This is a genomic window from Ruminiclostridium cellobioparum DSM 1351 = ATCC 15832, assembly GCF_000621505.1.
In the GTDB taxonomy this organism is placed as follows: Bacteria; Bacillota; Clostridia; order Acetivibrionales; family DSM-1351; genus Ruminiclostridium; species Ruminiclostridium cellobioparum.
This window is the reverse complement of the sequence record NZ_JHYD01000025.1, coordinates 1-21,544: the sequence shown is the minus strand read 5'-3', so window position 1 is coordinate 21,544 and position 21,544 is coordinate 1. Positions and strand designations below refer to the sequence as shown.

Here is a 21,544-nt window from a genome sequence, read left to right as displayed (position 1 = left end):
GTGAAATATATACATTTGATACAAATAGACTTCATGTTACTATATTTATGTAACCGGTTGCACAAAGGATAAAATGTTTTGCAGCCAATTTTTTTTACTTGTTGTGCAACCGGTAGCGCAAATTAATTTTATCGAGAGAAGGAAATTGACCATGTCAAATATGCTGACCTTTACATACAGGGAGGGTTAAATGAATAATATACCTAAGAAAATGACAATAAAAGAAATTGCAGAGATTGCCGGGGTATCAAAATCCACAGTGTCCAGAGCTATAGACGGTAATCCCAGGATAAGCGAGGAAACGAGAAGCAAGATTTTTGACATTATACAAAAGTACGGTTATACACCCAATACGGCAGCACGGAATCTGGCAAGAAACAAGACAAACGCCATAGGTATTGTAATGCCTCACGGAGAATCGGGAATTTATGCGGCAACATTTTTTCAGGAGGCGTTGAAGGGTATCTGTAATACTGTTTCAAACAATAATTATGATGTTTTGATAACAGCAGGAAATCCTACCGAGCCTGAGGCAATCAAAAGGCTTATCAGTACCTCCCGGGTTGACGGAATAATTTTACTTAGATCAAAGCTCAGGGATACAAATATAGAATTGATGCTCAGGACTGGGTTTCCATTTGTACTTATAGGAAGCTGTAAGGAGTATGGCAATATTTACAGTATCGATAATGACAATATCAGTGCAGCCTCGGCACTGACTGAGCATATCCTGCAAAGGGGCAAAAGGAAAATTGCTTTTATCGGGGGTGTCGAAGGTTCAATAGTCACTGTGAACCGTCTGGAAGGATATAAAAATAAATTAACGGAATATGGTCTCCCGGTAAGAGATGAATATATATATGTGCACGAGTTCTCTGAAAAACATGGCTATGAATCCATGAAGAAACTTATGAGCCTGCCGGACAGACCTGATGGAGTCATAACCGTAGACGATACCATGTGCATGGGAGCGATGAAGTACCTTGAAGAAATCAATGCCTGCGTGCCCGGGGATATGGCAGTAGCCTGCTTTAATGACAGTGCCTACACAAGATTTTCAAGACCGTCAATAACAACTGTGACGGTGGATTCCTATCAGCTCGGATCTTCGGCGGCTGAAATGCTTATTGATGTGCTGAACAATAAGCGGGTTGACCTGGGATGCAGGTATATAGACTATAAAATTCTTGAAAGAGAATCCACATCGGGTATTTAATGGGTTAGACTGCAGATGGCTCATTATTATAAACAAAAAAGTTTAGGGAGGAATAAATATTATGAAGTCTAAAAAGATTTTAGGTTTTGCAGTAGCTTTTACAATGCTGGCCGGTACTTTTACCGGCTGCGGATCAAGCTCTTCTCCGGCAGATTCCGGCACGGCTGCCGAAAGCACAACGGCAGCTGTTTCTTCGGGGGCCGCAGCCGGCAGCGGCAGCCAGACAAAAGGCGGAGAGATATATTATTTGAACTTTAAACCTGAAATTGCTGAAGTATACAATGAAATATCAAAGGTTTACGAGCAGGAAACAGGAGTGAAGCTGAAGGTTGTTACGGCAGCGTCGGGTACCTATGAACAGACTTTAAAATCAGAAATGGAAAAATCGGACGCACCTACTCTTTTCCAGATCAACGGACCAAGAGGTTATGCCAACTGGAAAGACTATTGTGCGGATTTAAAGGATTCCGAACTCTATAAGCACCTGACCGACAAAAATCTGGCGGTAACGGTAAACGGCGGAGTTTACGGTATTCCATATGTTGTTGAAGGTTACGGAATAATATATAACAATGCAATAATGAACAAGTACTTCGCTTTGGCAAACAAAGCAACAGATGTGAAAAGTATGGATGAAATCAACAGCTTTGCAAAATTGAAGGCGGTTGTTGAAGACATGACAAAGAACAGAGAAGCACTGGGGATCAAGGGAGTATTTGCAAGTACTTCCCTGAAGCCGGGTGAAGACTGGCGCTGGCAGACCCACCTTGCAAACGTACCCATATTCTATGAATTCAAGAACAATAATGTGGATCTCACAGGTGATGCGACAAAAACCATTACTTTCCAATATGCTGACAATTATAAGAATATTTTTGATCTCTATTTGAACAATTCAACAGTACAACCCAAGATCCTTGGAACCAAACAGGTTGCAGACTCAATGGCTGAATTTGCTCTCGGCCAGGCTGCAATGGTACAGAACGGCAACTGGGCCTGGAGCCAGATCAGCAGTGTAGAGGGAAATGTGGTCAAGGCGGAGGACATCAAGTTCATGCCAATATACACAGGTGCTGCAGGTGAAGAAACCCAGGGTCTCTGTTCAGGAACCGAAAACTTCTTCTCAATCAATCAGAAGGCTGCCCCTGAAAAGCAGAAGCTTGCTTTGGATTTCATTTACTGGCTCTATTCAAGTGATAAGGGTAAGGATTTTGTAACCAACAAACTGGGCTTTATCGCTCCGTTTGATACCTTCGGTGAAAATGAAAAGCCAAAGGATCCCTTAGCACAGGAAGTTCTGAACTGGATGGGCAAGCAGGGGACGACAAACGTAGCCTGGAACTTTACGGTATTCCCCAACCAGACTTTCAAGGATAACTTTGGTGCGGCACTGCTCCAGTACGCACAGGGCAAGAAGAACTGGGAGGATGTTAAGACACAGGTTGTAAACGATTGGAAAACAGAAAGCTCCAAATAATCATTTGTAATTATGGTAAAAAATGCTGCCCCCGAATGGGCGGGCAGCATTCTTTTATCGTGCGAAGCAAATTTTCTGCTCAAAAGGATCAGCAGCGGTTTAGGAGGGTTATATGGAAAGAAACTTAAAAAAATATTTTGCCCTGTTTGCATTGCCTACATTAACTGCCTTTACAATAGTATTTTTTATTCCCTTCATAATGGGGGTATATCTCTCCTTTACTGAGTTTACTACCATTTCCAACGCCAGATGGGTGGGATTTTCAAACTATATAAAGGCATTTGAAGACGGGTCAAATTTTCTGGGAGCCTTGATCTTCACATCAAAATTTGCAGTTGTGGCAGTTATCACAATCAACGTATTTGCATTTTCAATTGCCATGCTTCTCACAAAAAGACTGAGGGGAACAAATCTCTTCAGAACGGTATTTTTTATGCCCAATCTCATTGGAGGCATCGTTCTGGGGTATATATGGCAGCTGATCATTAACGGTATTTTGATCAATACCCTGGGAGTTGATATCACCTTTGATGCCAAATACGGCTTCTGGGGATTGATTGTATTAACAAACTGGCAGCTTATCGGGTATATGATGATCATATATATCGCAGGAATACAAAACATTCCGGAGGAACTCACCGAGGCGGCAAAAATAGACGGAGCCTCTCGGTTCCAGACTTTATTCCGCATAACCATACCCCTGGTGATGCCTTCAATAACAATATGCACCTTCCTCACTCTTACAAATTCCTTTAAAATGTTCGATCAGAACCTTGCGCTGACTGCCGGCGCTCCCGCAGATTCAACAACCATGCTGGCCCTGGACATATACAAAACATTTTATGGACGTGTGGGATATGAGGGAGTAGGCCAGGCTAAGGCGGTTATATTCTTCGTAATGATTGCAGTACTGGCATTTATCCAGCTCTATCTTACCCGGAATAAGGAGGTGGAGAACTAATGAACAATAGAGAAAGAATATCGGACACTGTAAAGGTTATATTCCTGACTGTCCTTGCAGCAGTATTTCTGGCTCCCATATTGATTGTTCTGATGAACTCCTTTAAGGGACAGTTCTTTATTTCGGATCAGCCCTTCCAGCTGCCCAACTCTGAAACCTGGGCAGGATTGAACAATTATATAAACGGTATGGTTAAAATAGGATTTCTGAAGGCTTTCTATTACTCCTTTATCATAACCGTACCATCAGTTCTTACACTGGTGCTGTTCACGTCTATGACAGCCTGGTATATAACCAGGGTCAAGGGAAAGGTTTCCCAGGCCATCTTTTATATAATTGTGGCCAGTATGATAGTTCCTTTTCAGATGGTTATGTTCACCATGTCAAAAATGGCCAATATACTGAGTCTTGATAATCCTCTGGGCATTATCATTATATACTGGGGTTTCGGTGCAGGGCTCTCGGTATTCATGTTTGCAGGCTTTGTAAAAAGCATACCTCTGGAAATCGAGGAATCTGCGACAATAGACGGATGCAACCCTGTGCAGCTTTTTTTCAGTATAGTTTTCCCCGTATTAAAGCCCATTTCAATAACAGTTTCCATATTGAATGCCATGTGGATATGGAATGATTACCTGCTGCCTTACCTGGTAATAGGCAATAACTACAGAACCATTCCGATTGCGGTGCAGTACCTTCAGGGTGGTTATGGATCAAGGGATATGGGCGCATTGATGGCCATGCTCATACTGGCTATAGTCCCAATTATCATTTTTTATATGCTCTGTCAGAAGCACATTATAAAAGGTGTTGTGGCCGGAGCGGTAAAAGGGTAACACCTTACGCGAAAAATATTACGGGAGAGTTGAAACAATTATGTTTAAGAGGCTGTTTGGGATTAATGAATGGAAAATTATAGAAGATGATATTCATATACAGGATATGAGGCTCTCTGAAAGCATTATGTCCATTGGAAACGGATATATGGGGATGAGAGGAAACTTCGAGGAGAAATATTCGGGTGATATGCACTTAGGGACTTATATTGGAGGAGTGTGGTTTCCGGACAAAACCCGTGTAGGCTGGTGGAAGAACGGTTATCCCGAATATTTCGGAAAAGTGATCAACTCGGCAAATTTCACCGGTATAGATGTACGGATCAATGATTTTGAAATTGATCTGGCAAAAAATGAGGTTCTGGAGTTTTATAGAGAGCTTGACATGAAGAGCGCCGTTTTGTACAGATGTTTTATTGTAAATACTCCCTATGGACGCGTAAAAGTGGGGACCGAAAGATTTTTAAGTATAAATCAATCGGAATTATGCGCAATAAAATACATGGTTTGCAGTCTGGACAACGATGCAGCCGTAACGCTGACTCCGTATATGAACGGAGATGTACACAATGAGGATTCCAACTATCAGGAGAAATTCTGGGAAGAGGTATCGAGAAGTTCAAAGCCCCTGGAAGCAAGTCTGATAATGAGAACAAAGGAAAACCCCTTCGGAGCACCCAGATTCACCTCCTGCACCAGTATGAGAATAATGCCGTACGGAGCGGTGCAGGCATGTCATTCCAGGCAGTCCAATAATTTTGTGGCCTCAAAAATTGTTTTTGAAGCTAAAAAAGGACAATGGGCAGGCATTGATAAGTTTGTAGCGCTTACCACCACAAGAAGGCTTAAAGAGGCGGAGCTTGAGAACAGGGCGGCAGAGCTGGCCGCGGGGGCTGCCCTGGCCGGCTATGACCGGCTGAAACAGAAGCATTGTGAGGCATGGAACACCAGGTGGGATAAGGCTGATGTGGAGATAGTAGGGGATACCGAGGCCCAGCAGGGAATCCGCTTTAATATATTCCAGCTGTTTTCAACCTACTATGGAGAGGACTGCACTTTGAACTTCGGGCCCAAGGGTTTCACCGGCGAAAAGTACGGAGGAGCCACTTACTGGGATACCGAAGCCTTTGTTTTCCCAATGTATCTGGCCATAGCAGCAGAAGAGGTTACAAGAAATTTATTGATATACAGGCACAGCCAGCTGGAGGGAGCATTTGAAAATGCCAGAAGGATCGGTATGAGGGGCGCGCTCTATCCAATGGTAACCTTCACGGGAGTTGAGTGCCATAACGAATGGGAGATCACCTTCGAGGAAATTCACAGAAATGCTGCCATAGCTTTTGCCATATTCCAATATGTGAGCTACACCGGGGACAAAAGCTATATAGCACAGTATGGCATAGATGTTTTACTGGAAATATCGAGATTCTGGGCCAGCCGTGTTCATTACAGCCAACGAAGGAAAATGTACATGATACATGGGGTTACAGGGCCCAATGAGTATGAGAACAATGTAAGCAACAACTGGTATACGAACCGCATGGCTGCCTGGTGTCTGGAGTACACACTGGATTGCATTGCATATCTCAGAGAAATAAATGAAACCGAAAAACTGGAGGAACACTCCCTGACCCTGTCTGAAGAGGAAAATTGGAGAGAAATAGCCCGAAATATGTATCTTCCCTATGATGATGAGCTGGAGGTTTTTGTTCAGCACGATACCTTCCTGGATAAGGAGCTCAGGCCTGCAGTTGAAATACCTGCCGAAGAAAGACCTATCAACCAGCACTGGTCCTGGGACAGGATTCTGCGCTCCTGTTATATCAAGCAGGCGGATGTACTTCAGGGACTGTATTTTCTGGGACATTTGTATGACCGTGAGACCAAAAAGAAGAACTTTATGTTCTACGAGCCTATGACTGTTCACGAGTCAAGCCTTTCACCCTGCGTCCACTCTATAATTGCCGCCGAGCTGGGTATTGAGGATAAAGCGGTTGAAATGTACAGGAGAACTGCAAGGCTTGACCTTGACAACTATAATAACGACACTGAGGACGGTCTGCATATAACTTCCATGGGAGGAAGCTGGCTAGCCATTGTACAGGGTTTTGCAGGCATGAGGACTGCCGGGGGAAAGCTGGAATTTAATCCGTTCCTGCCCGAGGGCTGGGAGAGCTATTCCTTCAAGGTCAACTACAGGGGCAGAAGGCTGAAGATATGCGTTGGAAGCGGAAAAACTGCAATAACACTGGAACAGGGTGAACCTCTCAATATAACTTTAAAGGGTGAGGAACTCCTGCTGAAGGAGGAGATAAAATGTGTAATATAGAAGCGTATATTTTTGATCTTGACGGTGTTGTAGTGGATACGGCCAAATACCATTATCTTGCCTGGAAGCGGCTTGCGGCCGAGTTTGAATACCATTTTACCCAGGAGGACAATGAGCAGTTCAAGGGTGTTAGCCGTATGGACTGTTTGAATATCCTATCAAAAATGATAGGCAGGTCTTTTGAGGAAAGGGAAAAGATTGAACTGGCCGACAGGAAAAATGACTGGTATATAGAGTACATTAAAAATATGGGGAAGGATGAAGTGCTGCCGGGATTTGTTGAATTTATCACTGAAATCCGCAAAGCCGGCGGAAAAACGGCTTTGGCTTCTGCCAGCAAAAACGCGGCACTGGTTCTGGAGAGGCTGGAGCTTGGCCGGTATTTTCATGCGGTTGTTGACGGCAATGCCGTGAATAAATCCAAACCCGATCCGCAGGTGTTTTTACTGGCGGCTGACCGGTTGGGAGTTGCAAAGGAAAAGTGCCTGGTCTTTGAAGATGCCCAGGCCGGTATAGATGCTGCCAAACATGCGCGTATGTATACCGTGGGAATAGGCCGGCAGGAAAATCCTCTGCGGGGTGCCGACATTATGAAGCCCGGATTTGAAGGACTTAGTCCGGAACAGCTGTTGGGTGAGCTGGATTTTCCTGATACGCCAGAGGTATGTAACGTCTAAATCCACACACTTGCCGGCGGTTAAATTTCATGCATAATAAGGAGAGTTTTATGCTAAAAGAGGCGGTTTATCACAAGATATGTTCCGACTATGCCTATGCCCTGTCAAGGGAGGAGCTGCTCATCAAAATAAGGACGAAAAAGAATGATGCGGAAAAGATAAATCTGATTTACCTGGATAAGTACAAGTACCCCACAAATAAAGAAACTTTTACGATAGTAATGAAAAAGATGGCATCAGATAATTTATTTGATTACTATGAAGCTGTCATAAAGCACAATTTTATAAGTGTCAACTATTTCTTTGAGTTCATTGATGGAAAGGAGACCCTATATTACGCAAATTATCTGTTTTCAGCCGAACAACCTGAGGACGGGCAGGAGTTCTTCAATTTTCCGGTAATGGACGAGAAGGATATATTCCTTGTTCCTGAGTGGGCAGGAGAAGCGGTTATATATCAGATATTCCCTGAAAGATTTCACAATGGAGATACCTCCAATGATCCCGCTGAGGTAAAACCGTGGGACTCTGAAGTGGACCGCCAAATTATGCTGGGGGGAGATCTGCAGGGCATCATTGACAAGCTGGACTATATTGAAGATCTGGGGATAAATGCTATCTACATGACTCCTGTTTTTAAAGCAGGTTCCAACCATAAGTATGATACCTACGATTATTTTCAGATAGATCCCCAGTTCGGTTCTCTCGAAACTCTGAAGGAACTCGTTGACAAGGCCCATAAAAGAAATATAAGAGTCATTCTGGATGCCGTATTCAACCATTCGGGTGTGGAGTTCCCACCTTTCAGGGATGTAGTGGATAATGGAGAAAATTCAGAGTACAGGGATTGGTTTCACATCAGAAAATTTCCTGTTAAAATAAAGGAGGAGCCTGATTACGGTACATTTGCATATGGCGGGCATATGCCCAAGCTGATGACTGGAAATGAAGCTGTAAAAAAGTATCTCATTGATGTGGCAACCTATTGGATCAAGGAAGCCGATATTGACGGCTGGCGTCTGGATGTAGCAGATGAAGCGGGCCACCACTTCTGGAGGGAGTTCAGGAAAGCTGTAAAGGCGGTTAAGCCTGATGCTTTAATAGCAGGTGAAGTCTGGTATGAGTCAAGTGCATGGCTTCAGGGAGACCAATTTGACTCTGTAATGAACTATGTATTTACCGATGCGGTTAAGAATTTTGTAGCACTTGAGAAAATAAATGCCAAAGAATTCGGTGAACGCATAGAAAGTATCAGAGGCTTATACAAGCTGCCGGCTTACAATGCGCTTTGGAATCTCATAGGCAGCCATGATACGGCAAGATTCCTGACCCTTTCACAGGGAGATGTGAGGAAATTGCGGCTGGCAGCCTTTATCCAGTTTACTTTTACAGGTATACCTATGATATATTACGGAGATGAAATAGGCATGACGGGGGGAAGTGATCCTGAGTGCCGGAAGGGTATGATTTGGGATACCGGTAAACAAAATACGGAATTAAAGGAATATTACAAAAAATTAATATCAATAAGAAAAGATAATAAAGAACTTACTCATGGGAATTTTAAAACGGTGCTTGCCGACGAAGCAAGAAATATTTATGGCTTCAGGCGGTCATTCAAACAGAAGTGTATGGAAGGATATATAAATAATATGGACGCAGATCAGTGGGTACTGATAGAGGTTTCGAAGAGTGCTGCCGATTTGCTCACCGGTAAGGTATACAAGCCCGTAAGAGGCCGGATCAAGGTTCATATCCCGGCAAAAGCAGGAGTAATAATAAAAGTTTAGCCCTTTTTTCAAATAAGTGCACCCGGATATTTGTCACTATATCAAAATAGTAATAATGTTTGTGGTGCACTTTTTATAGAAATTTTCTTAAAAGGGGAGGAGAGCATGTATCGGGTACTGATTGTGGATGATGATAAACTGGCCCGCCGGGGGATTATATCAATGATGCCCTGGGATAAGTATCAGATGTCAGTGGTTGGCGAGGCACAAAACGGGGAACAGGCATTGGAGTTTCTGACTGAAAATGTTGTTGATGTAGTATTTGCAGATATAGATATGCCTGCAATGGATGGCATAACCTTAATGAAAAAATGCAGCCAGCTGTACCCTGAGCTGCTTTTTGTAGTATTGACCTTTTATGAGGACTTCCATTATGTACAGTCTGCATTGAGAATGGGTGCCATTGACTATATTTCTAAATTACAGATGGAAGCTGTAGATTGTGATCAACTGTTGGAGCAGATAAGTAAAAAGATTGAAAACAGCATTGCAAAACACAGCGGAACCCACGAGGCCGGGCAAGCGGCAGAGGAACAAAATAAATCGGCGGGACAGACGGTGCCGGTACATCATGAAAGGGAATGGCAGCTCCTGGTTAAAAGCTGGAAGGAAATGTACTGGTTATATGATGATACGGTGTTTGAACAGCTGTGCCGCAAGACAATGGAAATCGGGACTTCGGTGAGGAGAATAGAGCATGCACTGCTGCCATTGGCCCGCCAGGCTGAAGAAAGCGCAGGGATGGCTGAAAAGGATATCCTGGAATATTATAAACCCCAGGACTTCCTCCAATGGCTGAAAAGCTTGCGTGAGGGGTTATATCAGATGGCAGCCCGGGAAACCAAGCTGGAAAGGATACCTGTTTGTATAATGAAGTCTGTCATGTATGTGAAGGAACACCTGGGAGAGCAGCTGCATGCCGAGGAAACCGCCCTGCAAATAAATCTCAGTCGCAGCTATTTTTCGGTTAACTTTAAAAAGTATGTGGGGATATCCTTTAAGGAATTCGTGCGCCAAGAGAGGGTCAAGGCTGCCAAAAAGCTGCTTTCAGGGCAGAAGGTCCTGGTGGCTGATATTGCACCGGCGGTTGGGTATGAAGACGTGAATTACTTTATACGTGTGTTTTTTGAACTGACAGGTATGACTCCCGGTGAATACAAAAAGTTAAATTGTAAAAGCGGAAAAGCATAAACATTGTTCTTTACCTTATCCAGGGAAATGTTTTTAAAATAGAAAACAAAACCTATATTCCGCCCTGTTTCCATAGGATAAATTTGACCAATTTGAGCAACAGCCTTCTATAACCCTTAATGGATTTAATATGCTAAACTCCTATTGTAAAAATATTTGGGAGGATACTGGAGGCATGTACAATAAAAGGTTTTTAAAACACTATTGGCTGATGATGGCACCGGGATACATATGGCTGATATTATTCAGTATAGTGCCCATGTTTGGAATAATAATGGCATTTCAGGATTTTAATCCGGGGTTGGGTATTTTAAAGTCTCCTTGGGCAGGGCTGGAGAATTTTCAATACATGTTCAGTATCGGTGACATAAAGCAGGTATTTTTAAATACCATTATAATCGCTGTCGGAAAAATGGCCGGAAATCTTATTGTGCCTTTGATTTTTGCAATACTGTTAAATGAGCTGGCCGTAAAAAAACTGATCAGACCCATCCAGACGCTGGTTTACCTGCCGTACTTCCTTTCCTGGGTTATTCTTGCCAACATAATATTGACAATATTCGGATATAACGGACCTGTTAATAACCTCCTGCAAATATTCGGTATCGACCCGGTTTTATTCTTCGGAAAAGCCGACATGTTCCGGCCTCTTGTCATAGGTACCGATATATGGAAAGGCTTTGGCTACAACGCAGTCATTTATCTTGCGGCACTTACAGGAATTGATCCGGCACTCCATGAAGCTGCCGCCATAGATGGTGCGGGGCGTTTCAAAAGACTTCTGCACATTACCCTCCCGGGTATAAGCTCTACCATAATACTTCTGGCAATTCTCTCTCTTGGAAATGTTCTCAACGCAGGGTTTGATCAAATATTCAACCTGTACAATCCATTGGTGTATTCCACCGGCGATATCATTGATACATGGGTATACCGTGCCGGACTCGTTGACCTGCAATTTAGTCTTGCAACGGCTGTAGGTCTTCTAAAATCCGTCGTAAGCTTCATCCTTATCACTGTCAGTTATTTTATGGCTGACAGATTTACAGGCTACAAAATATTTTAATCATTAATATGTGGGGTGAGACATCTTGATTGAACAGAAAAATATCGGATCAAAGCTATTCAACATTATTAACGGAACCGTACTTATTTTAATTACACTCCTGTGTTTGGTGCCTCTGTGGTATGTGCTCATGATTTCCCTTAGTGAAAAAAGTGCTGTCAATGCCGGAGCAGTTACTTTCTGGCCAATAGGCTTTAATTTTCTTTCATATGAGAAAATCCTGGGTGAGACAGCGTTTTTTGCCTCCTTCTGGATATCTGTAAAAAGAGTTGTATTTGGAACGATAGTGGGCGTGGGAATTACATTACTTACGGCATACCCCCTGTCAAAGAGCAGCAGGCAGCTGCCTCACAGGAATGCGTATATGTGGGTATTGGTCTTCTGTATGCTCTTTAACGGCGGAACCATTCCCTGGTACATAACAATACGCAGCTATGGCCTGATAGATTCGATCTGGGCTCTGGTACTGGCTGGAAGTCTTCCTGTTTTTAATGTAATCCTGATTGTTAACTTTTTCAGAAATCTTCCTTCAGCAATGGAAGAGGCGGCTTATGTGGACGGAGCCGGCCCATGGCGTACTTTCCTGCTGATATATATTCCGTTGTCCGGCCCTGTAATTGCCACAATTACATTATTCACCATAGTAGGCCACTGGAATGAATTTTTTCAAGGCCTGGTTCTCAATACAAAGCAGTCAAATTATCCGTTGCAGACATATATTCAACAGCTGGTGGTCAGTATGGACCTGTCCAGAATGAATTCCGAAGAAATAAAGCTTACCGCACAGCTGAACAACAAATCCCTAAATGCCGCAAAAGTTTTTATTGCAATGATTCCCGTTCTGATAATCTACCCGTTTCTGCAAAGGTATTTTATAACAGGTATTACGCTGGGCTCTGTTAAGGAATGATTTTAACTGCTTGCTAAGGAAGGATTAAATAGTACTTCCCATTTCTTGAGTGGTTATTTTACGCCCTCAAGAATCGGGTTTTATTATTTAATCATCCCTAAGCAGTTGAATATAGTAAAAAGATGTTAGGAGGAGAAGAAAAAATGAAAAATGTTGCATTTAAAAAATGTATTAACGCGGTAAACTTTAGAAAAGTGACTGCTGGTATGGCCGCAGTATCACTGGCGGTGTCCTTTGCTGCCTGCGGTACAAATGCATCAACAAAAGAAGCCAGACAAAGCGCCGCTGCTGCAACTTCTACTGCAGCCGGACAAAGCAGTACCGCACAAAAAACAGATCCTTTCGGAAAGTACGATGCGCCGGTTACAATACGCGTTGTCAGAGGCCTGGATCCAAATGTGAAATTTGATGAAGGTCAGTCGCTTGAAAAGAACGGTTATATTGATGAAATAAAGAAGCAGTTCAACATTGACGTTAAGTTTGATTGGATTGCATCTCCCAGTGACTTTGACCAGAAACTCAGCCTGGCCATTTCATCCGACAGCCTTCCTGATGCTGTAATGGTAAATATGACTCAATTCAGTTCAATGGTCAAGTATAATCAGCTTGCAGATTTGACAGGCACATTCAATGATTATGGCAGTGATCTGTTGAAAGCTTTCTATACAAGCGGCGGAGATGCCCTGAAAAAGCTTGTTGAAATTGACGGAAAAGTCATGGGTATTCCTGCAACCACTCCTAAAGCCAATGGATTTAACGAAATGTGGATCCGTCAGGATTGGCTGGATAAGCTTGGATTGAGTGCGCCTAAAAATTTAGAGGAACTTAAAAAGGTTGCCAGGGCTTTTGTGGAACAGGATCCTGACGGTAATGGAAAGAAAGACACCATCGGTATAGCCGGTCCGTCCAAGTCAGGTAAAATTGCAATACCTGACGGCAACCAGTTTGGGTTGGACCCCATATTCGGAGCTCACAAATCCTTTCCTACATACTGGCAGAAGGACAATAACGGGCGGGTAACATACGGTTCGATACAGCCTGAGACAAAACAGGCGCTGCAGACATTGCACGATATGTACAGGGACGGTTTGCTTGATAGGGAAATGTTGATAAGGGACGACAGTCTGCAGCCTGTGCTGGATAACAAGACAGGTATATTTTTCGGCCCGTGGTGGACCGGATATACCCTGACCGATGTATACAAAAAGAATCCTGCTCCCGACTGGCAGGCATATGCATATCCTGAGGCCGATGACGGTAACTATTACGTACACATGGCATCTCCTGCAACATCCTTCCTGGTTGTAAACAAAAATTACAAACATCCGGAGGCTGCGGTTAAAATTATCAACCTCCTTTTAAGGGACGAGGCCAGGTGGATTGAGTCAGGGCTGAGCAAGGGCTCGGGAACCGGAGGCTCTTACCCTCTTTTTTCGGTATTTGACAATGTTGATGAACTGGAAGCTTCCTATGATATCCTTACAAAATTCATGAAAGGCGAAGTAACTATCGATAATGTGGATTTCAGTACCCATAAGCTCCTGAAGGGGGACATGGAGGCTATCACCAGGCTGAAGAAGGAGCCGAAGGACAATTATTCGGTCAATAACTGGGATCTCAACAGTGAATTGGTATCCGGCAATCTTCCCCGGCTTGTATCCATTATGGTTGGAGACAGACCTCTCTCTACCGGGAAAAACATCAAGGAAATATACAGCCTGTATTACGGAACGACAGATACTATGACATCCAAATGGGCGAGTTTACAGAAACTTGAACAGGAAGCTTTCGCAAAAATAATAATGAGCGATAGTCCCGAAAGCACTTTTGATGATTTTGTAAAGAACTGGAAGGCCCAGGGGGGAGATAAGATAATTGATGAAATAGCAAAAATAGCCAGATAACGAATAAGAACTCAAGAAGAACTTAAAAAGAACTTAAATATGATTTTTGAAATATAAGGGATGTCAAAATTGACACTCCCTTATATTTAATTTAAACCCTATAAAAGATAAAATATAGTTAAAGTCATGTTAAAAAGGCCGGATATATTTATGGAATAAAGCAGGAATGTGCAAACAAATGGACAGGGAGGGTTATTACATGAAATTGCCACCTTTTAAGTTCAGAACACTGCATCAGAGGTTGATTTTTATTGTAATTGTTGAGATATCTGTCAGTTTGATACTATTGATCCTGGTTTCCTATCAAACCATATATTCCATTGAGAAAAACAAGCTTATGACTTCCATGGTATCCAGTCTTCAGCAGATAACTGATAAAATGGAACAAAACTATCTCGACATGATACAGATCTCACAGCAGATGTCTCCCGAGGGAGTAGTCGGATACCAGTTGGACAGCTACTTTGAAGCTGAAAACAATTATGATAAATTTCAGATAAAGCAGCAGATTACCGAAAATCTTATAAAAATTTCTTTTGCCAACAGTAATATTGGCAGCAGGTTATATTACAATCCTGTAAACAACCAGAATTACTTTTACAATTTTGCCACACGTGATAACTTTTCACCTTTAAAGATTGATTATTTAAGAAAGAACGGCAGCGTATACTATCATTCCCTCCATCAATCGGCATCAATGGCAACCGGAACATGGCAGGTGCTTTCTATTGCAAGGCAGATTATTTCGGCAAACGGAACTGAGCTTGTAATTTATATAGAATCCCGCATGGAGTCGGACGAATTCATAAACACAATTTCCAAAACGCAAAATATGAATTATATCCTCCTGCAATTGGATAATGAGAATAAAATAGCTTATTCCAGCTCAACGGAGTTTTTCCGCGGCCGGCTTTTTGAAATGGATAATGAAAAACAAATTGAAAGCAGCTATTTTGGCAGACATGGAAGCTATGTGGGAGTCAGACAGGTTTCGCCCGACTGTACAAATGTACTTTTACTGCCGGTCAATGAATATAACAGAGAATTTTATGCATGGATCAGAAATGTTGTAACCATTGTTTTTCTGGTATTTTTTCTGATGATATTTTCTTCTATTGTAATTTCCCGGCTGGTTTATAAACCTATATCAATATTTTCAAAGGAAATAAAGAAAATGGGGAAAGGAGATCTTAATACCATCTACGTTCACACGGGAGCCGCCGAGTATGATGACCTTTTCGACCAGTTCAACAACATGAAAATGCAAATACAAAAGCTTTTAAGCGATGTTGAAAATGTGATGACCGAGAAGCATCAATTGGAAATAGAGAAAATATATTATCAGATTAATCCGCACTTTCTGATGAACTCCCTGCATTCCATACACTGGCTTGCGAAAATGCATAACCAGACCGATATAGAGAATTTTACAACAGAGTTGAATTATATTTTAGCATACAGTCTTGGAAAAATAGACAGACATGCTACCGTGCGCACAGAAGTCAAAATGCTTCAGGCTTATCTCAAACTGCAGAATATGAGGTATGATTTCAATAATAATGTAGAGGTCGAAGAGGGAGACTATCTGGATACACCCACTGCCAGAATGATACTGCAGCCTATAGCTGAAAATGCAATCCATCATGGACTTGATCAATCAGGGATGCTTACAGTACGGATACTGCATTCAACCGTGCGGAATGCCATAATTATAACCATAGAGGATAACGGAAGAGGACTTACTCCGGAGGAATTGATAAAAATTCAGGAACCCTTTCAGAAAAAAATAGAAGGAGACCGAAAGGCAGAAGGTATAGGGTTGAGATATGTCCGGTCCATGCTGGAATCCTTTTATCAGGACAGGGCCATTATGTCCATAAAAAGTGAGCCGGCAAAAGGTACAAAAGTGACACTGCTTTTACCTATTGATGATAGCAAGACTATTCTGACAATCAAATAAATAGAAAATAGGCCATCTCTTTGTATATTTTCTACCTTGACATATAATTATGGTAAAATTAAAATTGCATAAGAACAAGGTCTTTCAAAAAGTATAATTAAGCAGTTACAAAAGAAAGAGGAATATTATGAAAAACAAGCAGGGAACAGAAAACGGCTGGAGAAAACTTGATAATACCGCCAATGTATTTCCTGTTATAGCAAGTAAAACTTACAGCAGCGTTTATAGAATATCGGTTAGACTTATGCAGGAAATATCCGAAGAGATACTTCAGGAAGCTCTGAATGAGACTTTGCCCTGGTTTTCATCCTTCAATGTCAAACTAAAACGGGGAGTCTTCTGGCATTATTTTGAGAGTAATAAAAAGCAGCCGGTAGTGGAAAAGGAACAGACTTATCCATGCGCATATATAGATCCAAATACAAATAATCAGTTTCTTTTTAAAGTAACTTATTTTGACAAAAGAATAAATCTTGAGGTGTTTCACGCCATAACAGACGGAACAGGAGCACTTAAGTTTCTTAAAGCCCTGACTTATAACTATATAAAACTGACATACAGGGAGCAGCTGTCGGAAGAGATTTTGGAAATGCCTGTTGTTGACGTTGTTTCGGATATTGAAGACAGCTACCGCAAAAATTACAGAAAGTTATCCTATAAAAAGGTAAAGGCCAGGAGTGCATTTAAATTAAAAGGGGAAAAGCTTCCCATATTAACAATGAATGTTATCCATGGATTGGTATCTGCAAAGGTTATGGTGGACTTTTGCAGACGGTATAAGGTCAGTCTGACCCAGTATATTGCTGCGCTGATTATATGGTGTATATATAAGGAATATATGAATGAACAGCCTCATAAAAAACCTATAAAGGTTAATATACCGGTCAATCTGAGACATTTTTTCAACTCAACAACCGAAATGAATTTCTTTTCCTATATAAATGTCGGGATTACAATAGAAAAAAATGAATATACTTTTGAAGAAATGCTGGAGATAACCAGGGGACAATTTATGAGCCAATTGACCAAGGAAAATTTATCACACTTGATTTCTGACAATGTGTCAACCGAAAGAAATATACTGATACGAGTAGCACCTTTACCTGTTAAGAATATGGGGGTAAAAATAGCGTATATGGGCTCAGAAAAAAATAATTCCTCTGTAATATCTAATATAGGAAAGGTAGAAGTGCTTGAGGAATTTAAAGAGTATATAGATAGATTCGAGGTACTGCTCAGCGTATCCAAGTCTGAACCTATAAAATGTGGGGTATGCTCCTACGGGGACAAACTGGTAATTTCCTTCGCTTCAATCTTGAAGGAAACATATCTGCAAAGGGCATTTTTCAGACACCTTACAGAACAGGGGATAGAAGTTATTATTGAGAGCAATGGAGTGGGCTATGAAAAAATGTAAGCGGTGTAATGTAAAGGTATATGAAAATACAACGATATGTCCCTTGTGCAGAACCGTCCTCACCGATATTGGAGGTGAGGTTCCGGGCCGGACATATCCCGCTATCGAAGTCAACCAGCATAAATATAATATAGTTAAACGCTTATTTGTATTTCTGTCAATAATATCAGGCTTGGCTACGGTCGTCACCAACTATGTAACCTATAGCGGAGTGGTGTGGTCTGCAATTTCCGTTGCAGCTATAATATACTTCTGGATAATAATGACTTACTCCATAAAAAGAAATACAAACATAGCATCAAAAATATTGGTTCAAGTGCTATGTGCATCTATCCTGACAGTCATAATGGATTATTTCATAGGTTATTCAGGCTGGTCGGTGAATCATGTAATTCCAGAAATAATTATACTGGCAAATATCTCAGTTTTGATCTTGGTTATAATAAACCGTATGTATTGGCAAACATATATATTAAACCAGATTATCATAGCAGTATTCGGTCTGATACCGGGAATTTTGTATCTTTGCGGGTTAATAGAAGTTCCGCTTCCAACTATTATAGCTACCGGTACTTCATTTACCGTTTTGCTGGGAACAATAATTTTTGGGGATAAATCAATAAAGAGTGAATTAATAAGGAGATTCCATTTTTAATAGAATAAAATATAAAAGTGCTATTAAGGCTTTATAAAATACAAAATAGAAAAGAATTAAAATCAAAATCAAAATTAAATCATATAAGAAAAGGTGGTAGGTACAGTGAAAATAGTAATTCTTGATGGGCACGCAATGAATCCGGGAGATTTGTCCTGGTCTGAAATGGAGCAGCTCGGAGAACTTAAGCTTTATGCTAGAACTCCCAAGGAAGCAATCATAGATAGAATAGGTGATGCGGAAATTGTATTAACCAATAAGGTAATCCTGACAAGAGAAATACTTGAAAAAACCCCGGCTGTAAAATACATAGGAATCATGGCCACCGGTTATAATGTTGTGGATACGGCTGCCGCCCGTGAACTCGGTATAATTGTTACCAATGTTCCTGCATACAGCACCGAATCGGTAGCACAGCTGGTATTTGCATTCATACTTGAGCTGTGTCATCATGTAGGGGAACATAACAGGGCGGTTCAGGAAGGTGCATGGACCTCAAGCAAGGACTTTACTTTTTGGAATTATCCGTTAATAGAGCTTGCCGGAAAAACACTTGGGCTGATAGGCTATGGAGTAATCGGGCAGGCGGTTGCCAGACTGGCAGTGGCCTTTGGAATGAATGTAAAAATCTTCAGCAGAACTGTTAAAAAGGAATTGGAAACGGATAAAATAAAATTTGTAAATTTCGATGAATTGCTTGAACAGTCTGATTTTATCAGCCTTCACTGTCCATTAACAGAAGAGACAAAGGGACTGATAAATAAAGACAGTATTTCTAAAATGCTGCCGGGTGCTTATTTGATAAACACCTCCCGTGGTCCTGTAATAGTGGAGCAGGACCTTGCCGATGCCTTAAACAGCGGAAAACTGGCAGGCGCAGCAGTAGACGTGGTATCAGTCGAACCAATATTGGCAGATAATCCGCTCCTTGGCGCCAAAAACTGCATCATAACACCCCACTTTGGATGGGCACCCTTTGAAGCCAGAACCAGGTTGATGGATGTTCTGATCAGCAATATAAGGGCTTATATGGAAGGAAAGCCTGTGAATGTGGTTAACAGGTAAGGATTTAAGGATACCGCAGTAAAGGATCAAGAGGAGAACATTGCTTGGCTGGAAATAAAAGAATATGTGAGTTTTATGAATTAAAGGAATTTCATAAATTTGTTGATGAAATATGTGCAAAATCAAGGCTGCGTGAATCAAAAAAATATATCCAGCACGGGACGACATCGCTTTATGAGCATAGTATATCAGTAGCATATTATAGTCTGCAGCTTGCACTAAAACTTAAACTGCCTGTAAATCACAGAGCATTGATACAGGGAGCGCTGCTGCATGACTATTTTTTGTATGACTGGCATGTGGATGATCCATCGCGGCCCTTACACGGGTTTTACCATCCTAAACTGGCTTTGCAAAATGCCCAGACCGAATTTGAACTAAGTGAAGTTGAGAAAAATATTATATTGAGGCACATGTTTCCGCTGACGCCTGTTCCTCCGGTTTATCTGGAATCCATATTGGTATGTCTGGTTGACAAATTCTGTTCTATAAATGAGATAATCCGCAGAAACAGAAAAACAAACATTTAGGACAGCAGGCATATGGACCTTATATTAAAAATAATAAGAATAATATTAATATTGCTATTGAATTATTGAATAAAATGTTGCCTGAAATTTAAATATACAAACGGTGGTATAATAGAAGATAAATCTGTCCAATCATGCTTTATTCGCCTTATAGCGGATGAGGGAGTGAAGAGATTTCATTACAGTTTTGTGGCCGCTATTGCGGCTCATGGAGGTTAATATATGAGTCATATGGAGAAGATAAAAAAGTATTATGAAGAAAATAATATTGAAGGATACCCGGATTATTACATATTGGGGTGGGAAAGCGAAGCTGCGCAGGAGCTTCGCTTTAAGCAGCTGGTCGGCAATATTGACCTGAATGGCAAAACAATTCTGGATGTGGGCTGCGGAACGGGTAATTTGCTGGAATACATCTCCCGGCAGTTCAAAGACTTTAATTATACCGGCATTGATGTCCTCCCCCACATGATTCAAAGAGCCGGGGAGAAGAAACTGAACGGCAGGTTCGTATGTATGGATCTATTTAAGAGCAACCCTTATGGTAATAAAACCTTTGATGTTATATTTTCATCAGGTATTTTCAATCTGAATTTAGGAAACAATCAGGAATTTTTAATGGATGCGGTGGATATATTTCAAAGCCTGGCCAGGGAAGCAATATCGTTCAACTTATTATGGGATAAGTCCACGGATAAGGATGTGAAGTATTTTTATTTTTCACCCGAAGAGGTTCAGGACATTCTGAGTTCAAAGTATAGTGATATCTGGCAGGTGTCCATAGTAAAGGGGTATCTCCATAATGATTTTACTGTTCATTTAACCTGAGATAATAAAAATGTACATGGAATGGTTGAAAACAAGACCTTTTTCGAGTATACCGCATTGATTTTGAGAATGAGGGCTTAGAATTGATTTAATTGAAGATTTTCATCGGTACGGGAGTCTTACGAAGGTTGAATTAATACCAAAAGCGGTGTTATACTATGTGAGCTGTCGTCGGTGAGGCGATGGAAAGTCCTCGCAGCGGGTCAACATAAGAAATAAAGTGTGGAAATAATTACTTGAAAATCAGGTGTTGACAAAGGCTTGAAGGCGTGATATTATAATAAAGCTGATTGCGGCAAGCAAGCAGCGGAAATCCTTGAAAAGCAGATGTAAGAACGCTTTAAAGGTATCAAGATGATAGATGCGAGGAATACTAAGCAGTCAACATCTTGAGATGGACTTTGAAAAGTAAACAGTGACAAATACATGCAAATGTAATGTAAAGGAACTCGAAAAATTCCGAAATCGCATGGCGATTTCAAAATTGAGTAACTTGCGAACTTTACAACCTGGTTTTTGGAAACAAGAACTAGAAAAAAAGTCAGCAATTTTAAATGAGCATGCTGAATAAAATTCAGCAGTCAAGCTTGTCAAATAAGTTAATTGTGCAGCAGATTTTCTGCGAAACATATAAATTTTAATTTGAGAGTTTGATCCTGGCTCAGGACGAACGCTGGCGGCGTGCCTAACACATGCAAGTCGAGCGGAGATGATCTGAAGTTTACTTTGGGT

General features: G+C 41.4%; 17 protein-coding genes and 1 rRNA gene. All 18 read left to right on the top strand.

The features are described from left to right. Window positions 1-190 precede the first annotated feature (190 nt). Window positions 191-1,216, top strand: coding sequence for a LacI family DNA-binding transcriptional regulator (locus tag T344_RS27985; protein WP_051571748.1), 1,026 nt, complete (start codon window positions 191-193; stop codon window positions 1,214-1,216). A gap of 61 nt (window positions 1,217-1,277) precedes the next feature. Continuing rightward, window positions 1,278-2,693: an ABC transporter substrate-binding protein gene (locus T344_RS0110110; protein WP_027628598.1), complete on the top strand. Its 1,416-nt coding sequence runs from the start codon at window positions 1,278-1,280 to the stop codon at window positions 2,691-2,693. Window positions 2,694-2,805: 112 nt separating this feature from the next. Further along, entirely contained in the window at window positions 2,806-3,654 is an 849-nt protein-coding gene (locus tag T344_RS0110105) for a carbohydrate ABC transporter permease (protein WP_027628597.1), read from the top strand. Further along, window positions 3,654-4,490, top strand: a complete 837-nt coding sequence (locus T344_RS0110100; RefSeq protein WP_027628596.1) for a carbohydrate ABC transporter permease — start codon at window positions 3,654-3,656, stop codon at window positions 4,488-4,490. The genes T344_RS0110105 and T344_RS0110100 overlap by 1 nt, the downstream gene beginning before the upstream one ends. A 40-nt stretch (window positions 4,491-4,530) precedes the next feature. After that, window positions 4,531-6,819 carry a glycoside hydrolase family 65 protein gene (locus T344_RS27980; RefSeq protein WP_278246149.1) on the top strand — a complete coding sequence of 763 codons (2,289 nt, stop codon included), beginning with the start codon at window positions 4,531-4,533 and terminating at the stop codon, window positions 6,817-6,819. Further along, window positions 6,807-7,496, top strand: coding sequence for a beta-phosphoglucomutase (pgmB, locus tag T344_RS0110090; protein WP_027628595.1), 690 nt, complete (start codon window positions 6,807-6,809; stop codon window positions 7,494-7,496). Before T344_RS27980 ends, pgmB begins: the two co-directional genes overlap by 13 nt. 50 nt (window positions 7,497-7,546) lie before the next feature. Then, a complete protein-coding gene (locus T344_RS0110085; RefSeq protein ID WP_027628594.1) occupies window positions 7,547-9,286 on the top strand; it encodes a glycoside hydrolase family 13 protein in 1,740 nt (579 codons plus the stop codon). 105 nt (window positions 9,287-9,391) lie between these two features. Next, a complete protein-coding gene (locus T344_RS0110080) occupies window positions 9,392-10,477 on the top strand; it encodes a response regulator transcription factor (RefSeq protein ID WP_027628593.1) in 1,086 nt (361 codons plus the stop codon). A 175-nt stretch (window positions 10,478-10,652) separates the two neighbouring features. Further along, on the top strand, window positions 10,653-11,543 hold the full coding sequence (locus tag T344_RS0110075) for an ABC transporter permease (protein WP_027628592.1): 891 nt from the start codon (window positions 10,653-10,655) through the stop codon (window positions 11,541-11,543). Between the two features lie 25 nt (window positions 11,544-11,568). Further along, window positions 11,569-12,453, top strand: a complete 885-nt coding sequence (locus T344_RS0110070; RefSeq protein WP_027628591.1) for a carbohydrate ABC transporter permease — start codon at window positions 11,569-11,571, stop codon at window positions 12,451-12,453. 143 nt (window positions 12,454-12,596) lie between these two features. After that, on the top strand, window positions 12,597-14,357 hold the full coding sequence (locus T344_RS0110065; protein WP_051571744.1) for an extracellular solute-binding protein: 1,761 nt from the start codon (window positions 12,597-12,599) through the stop codon (window positions 14,355-14,357). A 199-nt stretch (window positions 14,358-14,556) separates the two neighbouring features. Continuing rightward, window positions 14,557-16,317 (top strand): sensor histidine kinase, encoded by a 1,761-nt coding sequence (locus tag T344_RS0110060; protein WP_027628589.1) that lies wholly within the window; start codon window positions 14,557-14,559, stop codon window positions 16,315-16,317. Window positions 16,318-16,444: 127 nt separating this feature from the next. Then, on the top strand, window positions 16,445-17,734 hold the full coding sequence (locus T344_RS0110055; protein WP_027628588.1) for a transferase family protein: 1,290 nt from the start codon (window positions 16,445-16,447) through the stop codon (window positions 17,732-17,734). Beyond that, window positions 17,721-18,389: a DUF6320 domain-containing protein gene (locus tag T344_RS0110050; protein WP_027628587.1), complete on the top strand. Its 669-nt coding sequence runs from the start codon at window positions 17,721-17,723 to the stop codon at window positions 18,387-18,389. The genes T344_RS0110055 and T344_RS0110050 overlap by 14 nt, the downstream gene beginning before the upstream one ends. A gap of 105 nt (window positions 18,390-18,494) precedes the next feature. Next, window positions 18,495-19,454, top strand: coding sequence for a D-2-hydroxyacid dehydrogenase (locus T344_RS0110045; protein ID WP_027628586.1), 960 nt, complete (start codon window positions 18,495-18,497; stop codon window positions 19,452-19,454). Between the two features lie 44 nt (window positions 19,455-19,498). Next, complete coding sequence (locus tag T344_RS0110040) at window positions 19,499-19,984, top strand: HD domain-containing protein (RefSeq protein ID WP_004629547.1); 486 nt, start codon at window positions 19,499-19,501, stop codon at window positions 19,982-19,984. 222 nt (window positions 19,985-20,206) lie between these two features. Beyond that, complete coding sequence (locus T344_RS0110035; protein WP_027628585.1) at window positions 20,207-20,812, top strand: class I SAM-dependent methyltransferase; 606 nt, start codon at window positions 20,207-20,209, stop codon at window positions 20,810-20,812. A 638-nt stretch (window positions 20,813-21,450) separates the two neighbouring features. Beyond that, window positions 21,451-21,544, top strand: a 16S ribosomal RNA gene (locus tag T344_RS0110030); the annotation flags it as partial.

Coding starts and splice junctions, on each gene's coding strand:
- T344_RS0110035 (WP_027628585.1), top strand. CDS start 20,207: ATGAGTCATATGGAGAAGATAAAAAAGTATTATGAAGAAAATAATATT.
- T344_RS0110055 (WP_027628588.1), top strand. CDS start 16,445: ATGAAAAACAAGCAGGGAACAGAAAACGGCTGGAGAAAACTTGATAAT.
- T344_RS0110110 (WP_027628598.1), top strand. CDS start 1,278: ATGAAGTCTAAAAAGATTTTAGGTTTTGCAGTAGCTTTTACAATGCTG.
- T344_RS0110075 (WP_027628592.1), top strand. CDS start 10,653: ATGTACAATAAAAGGTTTTTAAAACACTATTGGCTGATGATGGCACCG.
- T344_RS0110080 (WP_027628593.1), top strand. CDS start 9,392: ATGTATCGGGTACTGATTGTGGATGATGATAAACTGGCCCGCCGGGGG.
- T344_RS27985 (WP_051571748.1), top strand. CDS start 191: ATGAATAATATACCTAAGAAAATGACAATAAAAGAAATTGCAGAGATT.
- T344_RS0110060 (WP_027628589.1), top strand. CDS start 14,557: ATGAAATTGCCACCTTTTAAGTTCAGAACACTGCATCAGAGGTTGATT.
- T344_RS0110050 (WP_027628587.1), top strand. CDS start 17,721: ATGAAAAAATGTAAGCGGTGTAATGTAAAGGTATATGAAAATACAACG.
- T344_RS27980 (WP_278246149.1), top strand. CDS start 4,531: ATGTTTAAGAGGCTGTTTGGGATTAATGAATGGAAAATTATAGAAGAT.
- T344_RS0110105 (WP_027628597.1), top strand. CDS start 2,806: ATGGAAAGAAACTTAAAAAAATATTTTGCCCTGTTTGCATTGCCTACA.
- T344_RS0110100 (WP_027628596.1), top strand. CDS start 3,654: ATGAACAATAGAGAAAGAATATCGGACACTGTAAAGGTTATATTCCTG.
- T344_RS0110065 (WP_051571744.1), top strand. CDS start 12,597: ATGAAAAATGTTGCATTTAAAAAATGTATTAACGCGGTAAACTTTAGA.
- T344_RS0110085 (WP_027628594.1), top strand. CDS start 7,547: ATGCTAAAAGAGGCGGTTTATCACAAGATATGTTCCGACTATGCCTAT.
- pgmB (WP_027628595.1), top strand. CDS start 6,807: ATGTGTAATATAGAAGCGTATATTTTTGATCTTGACGGTGTTGTAGTG.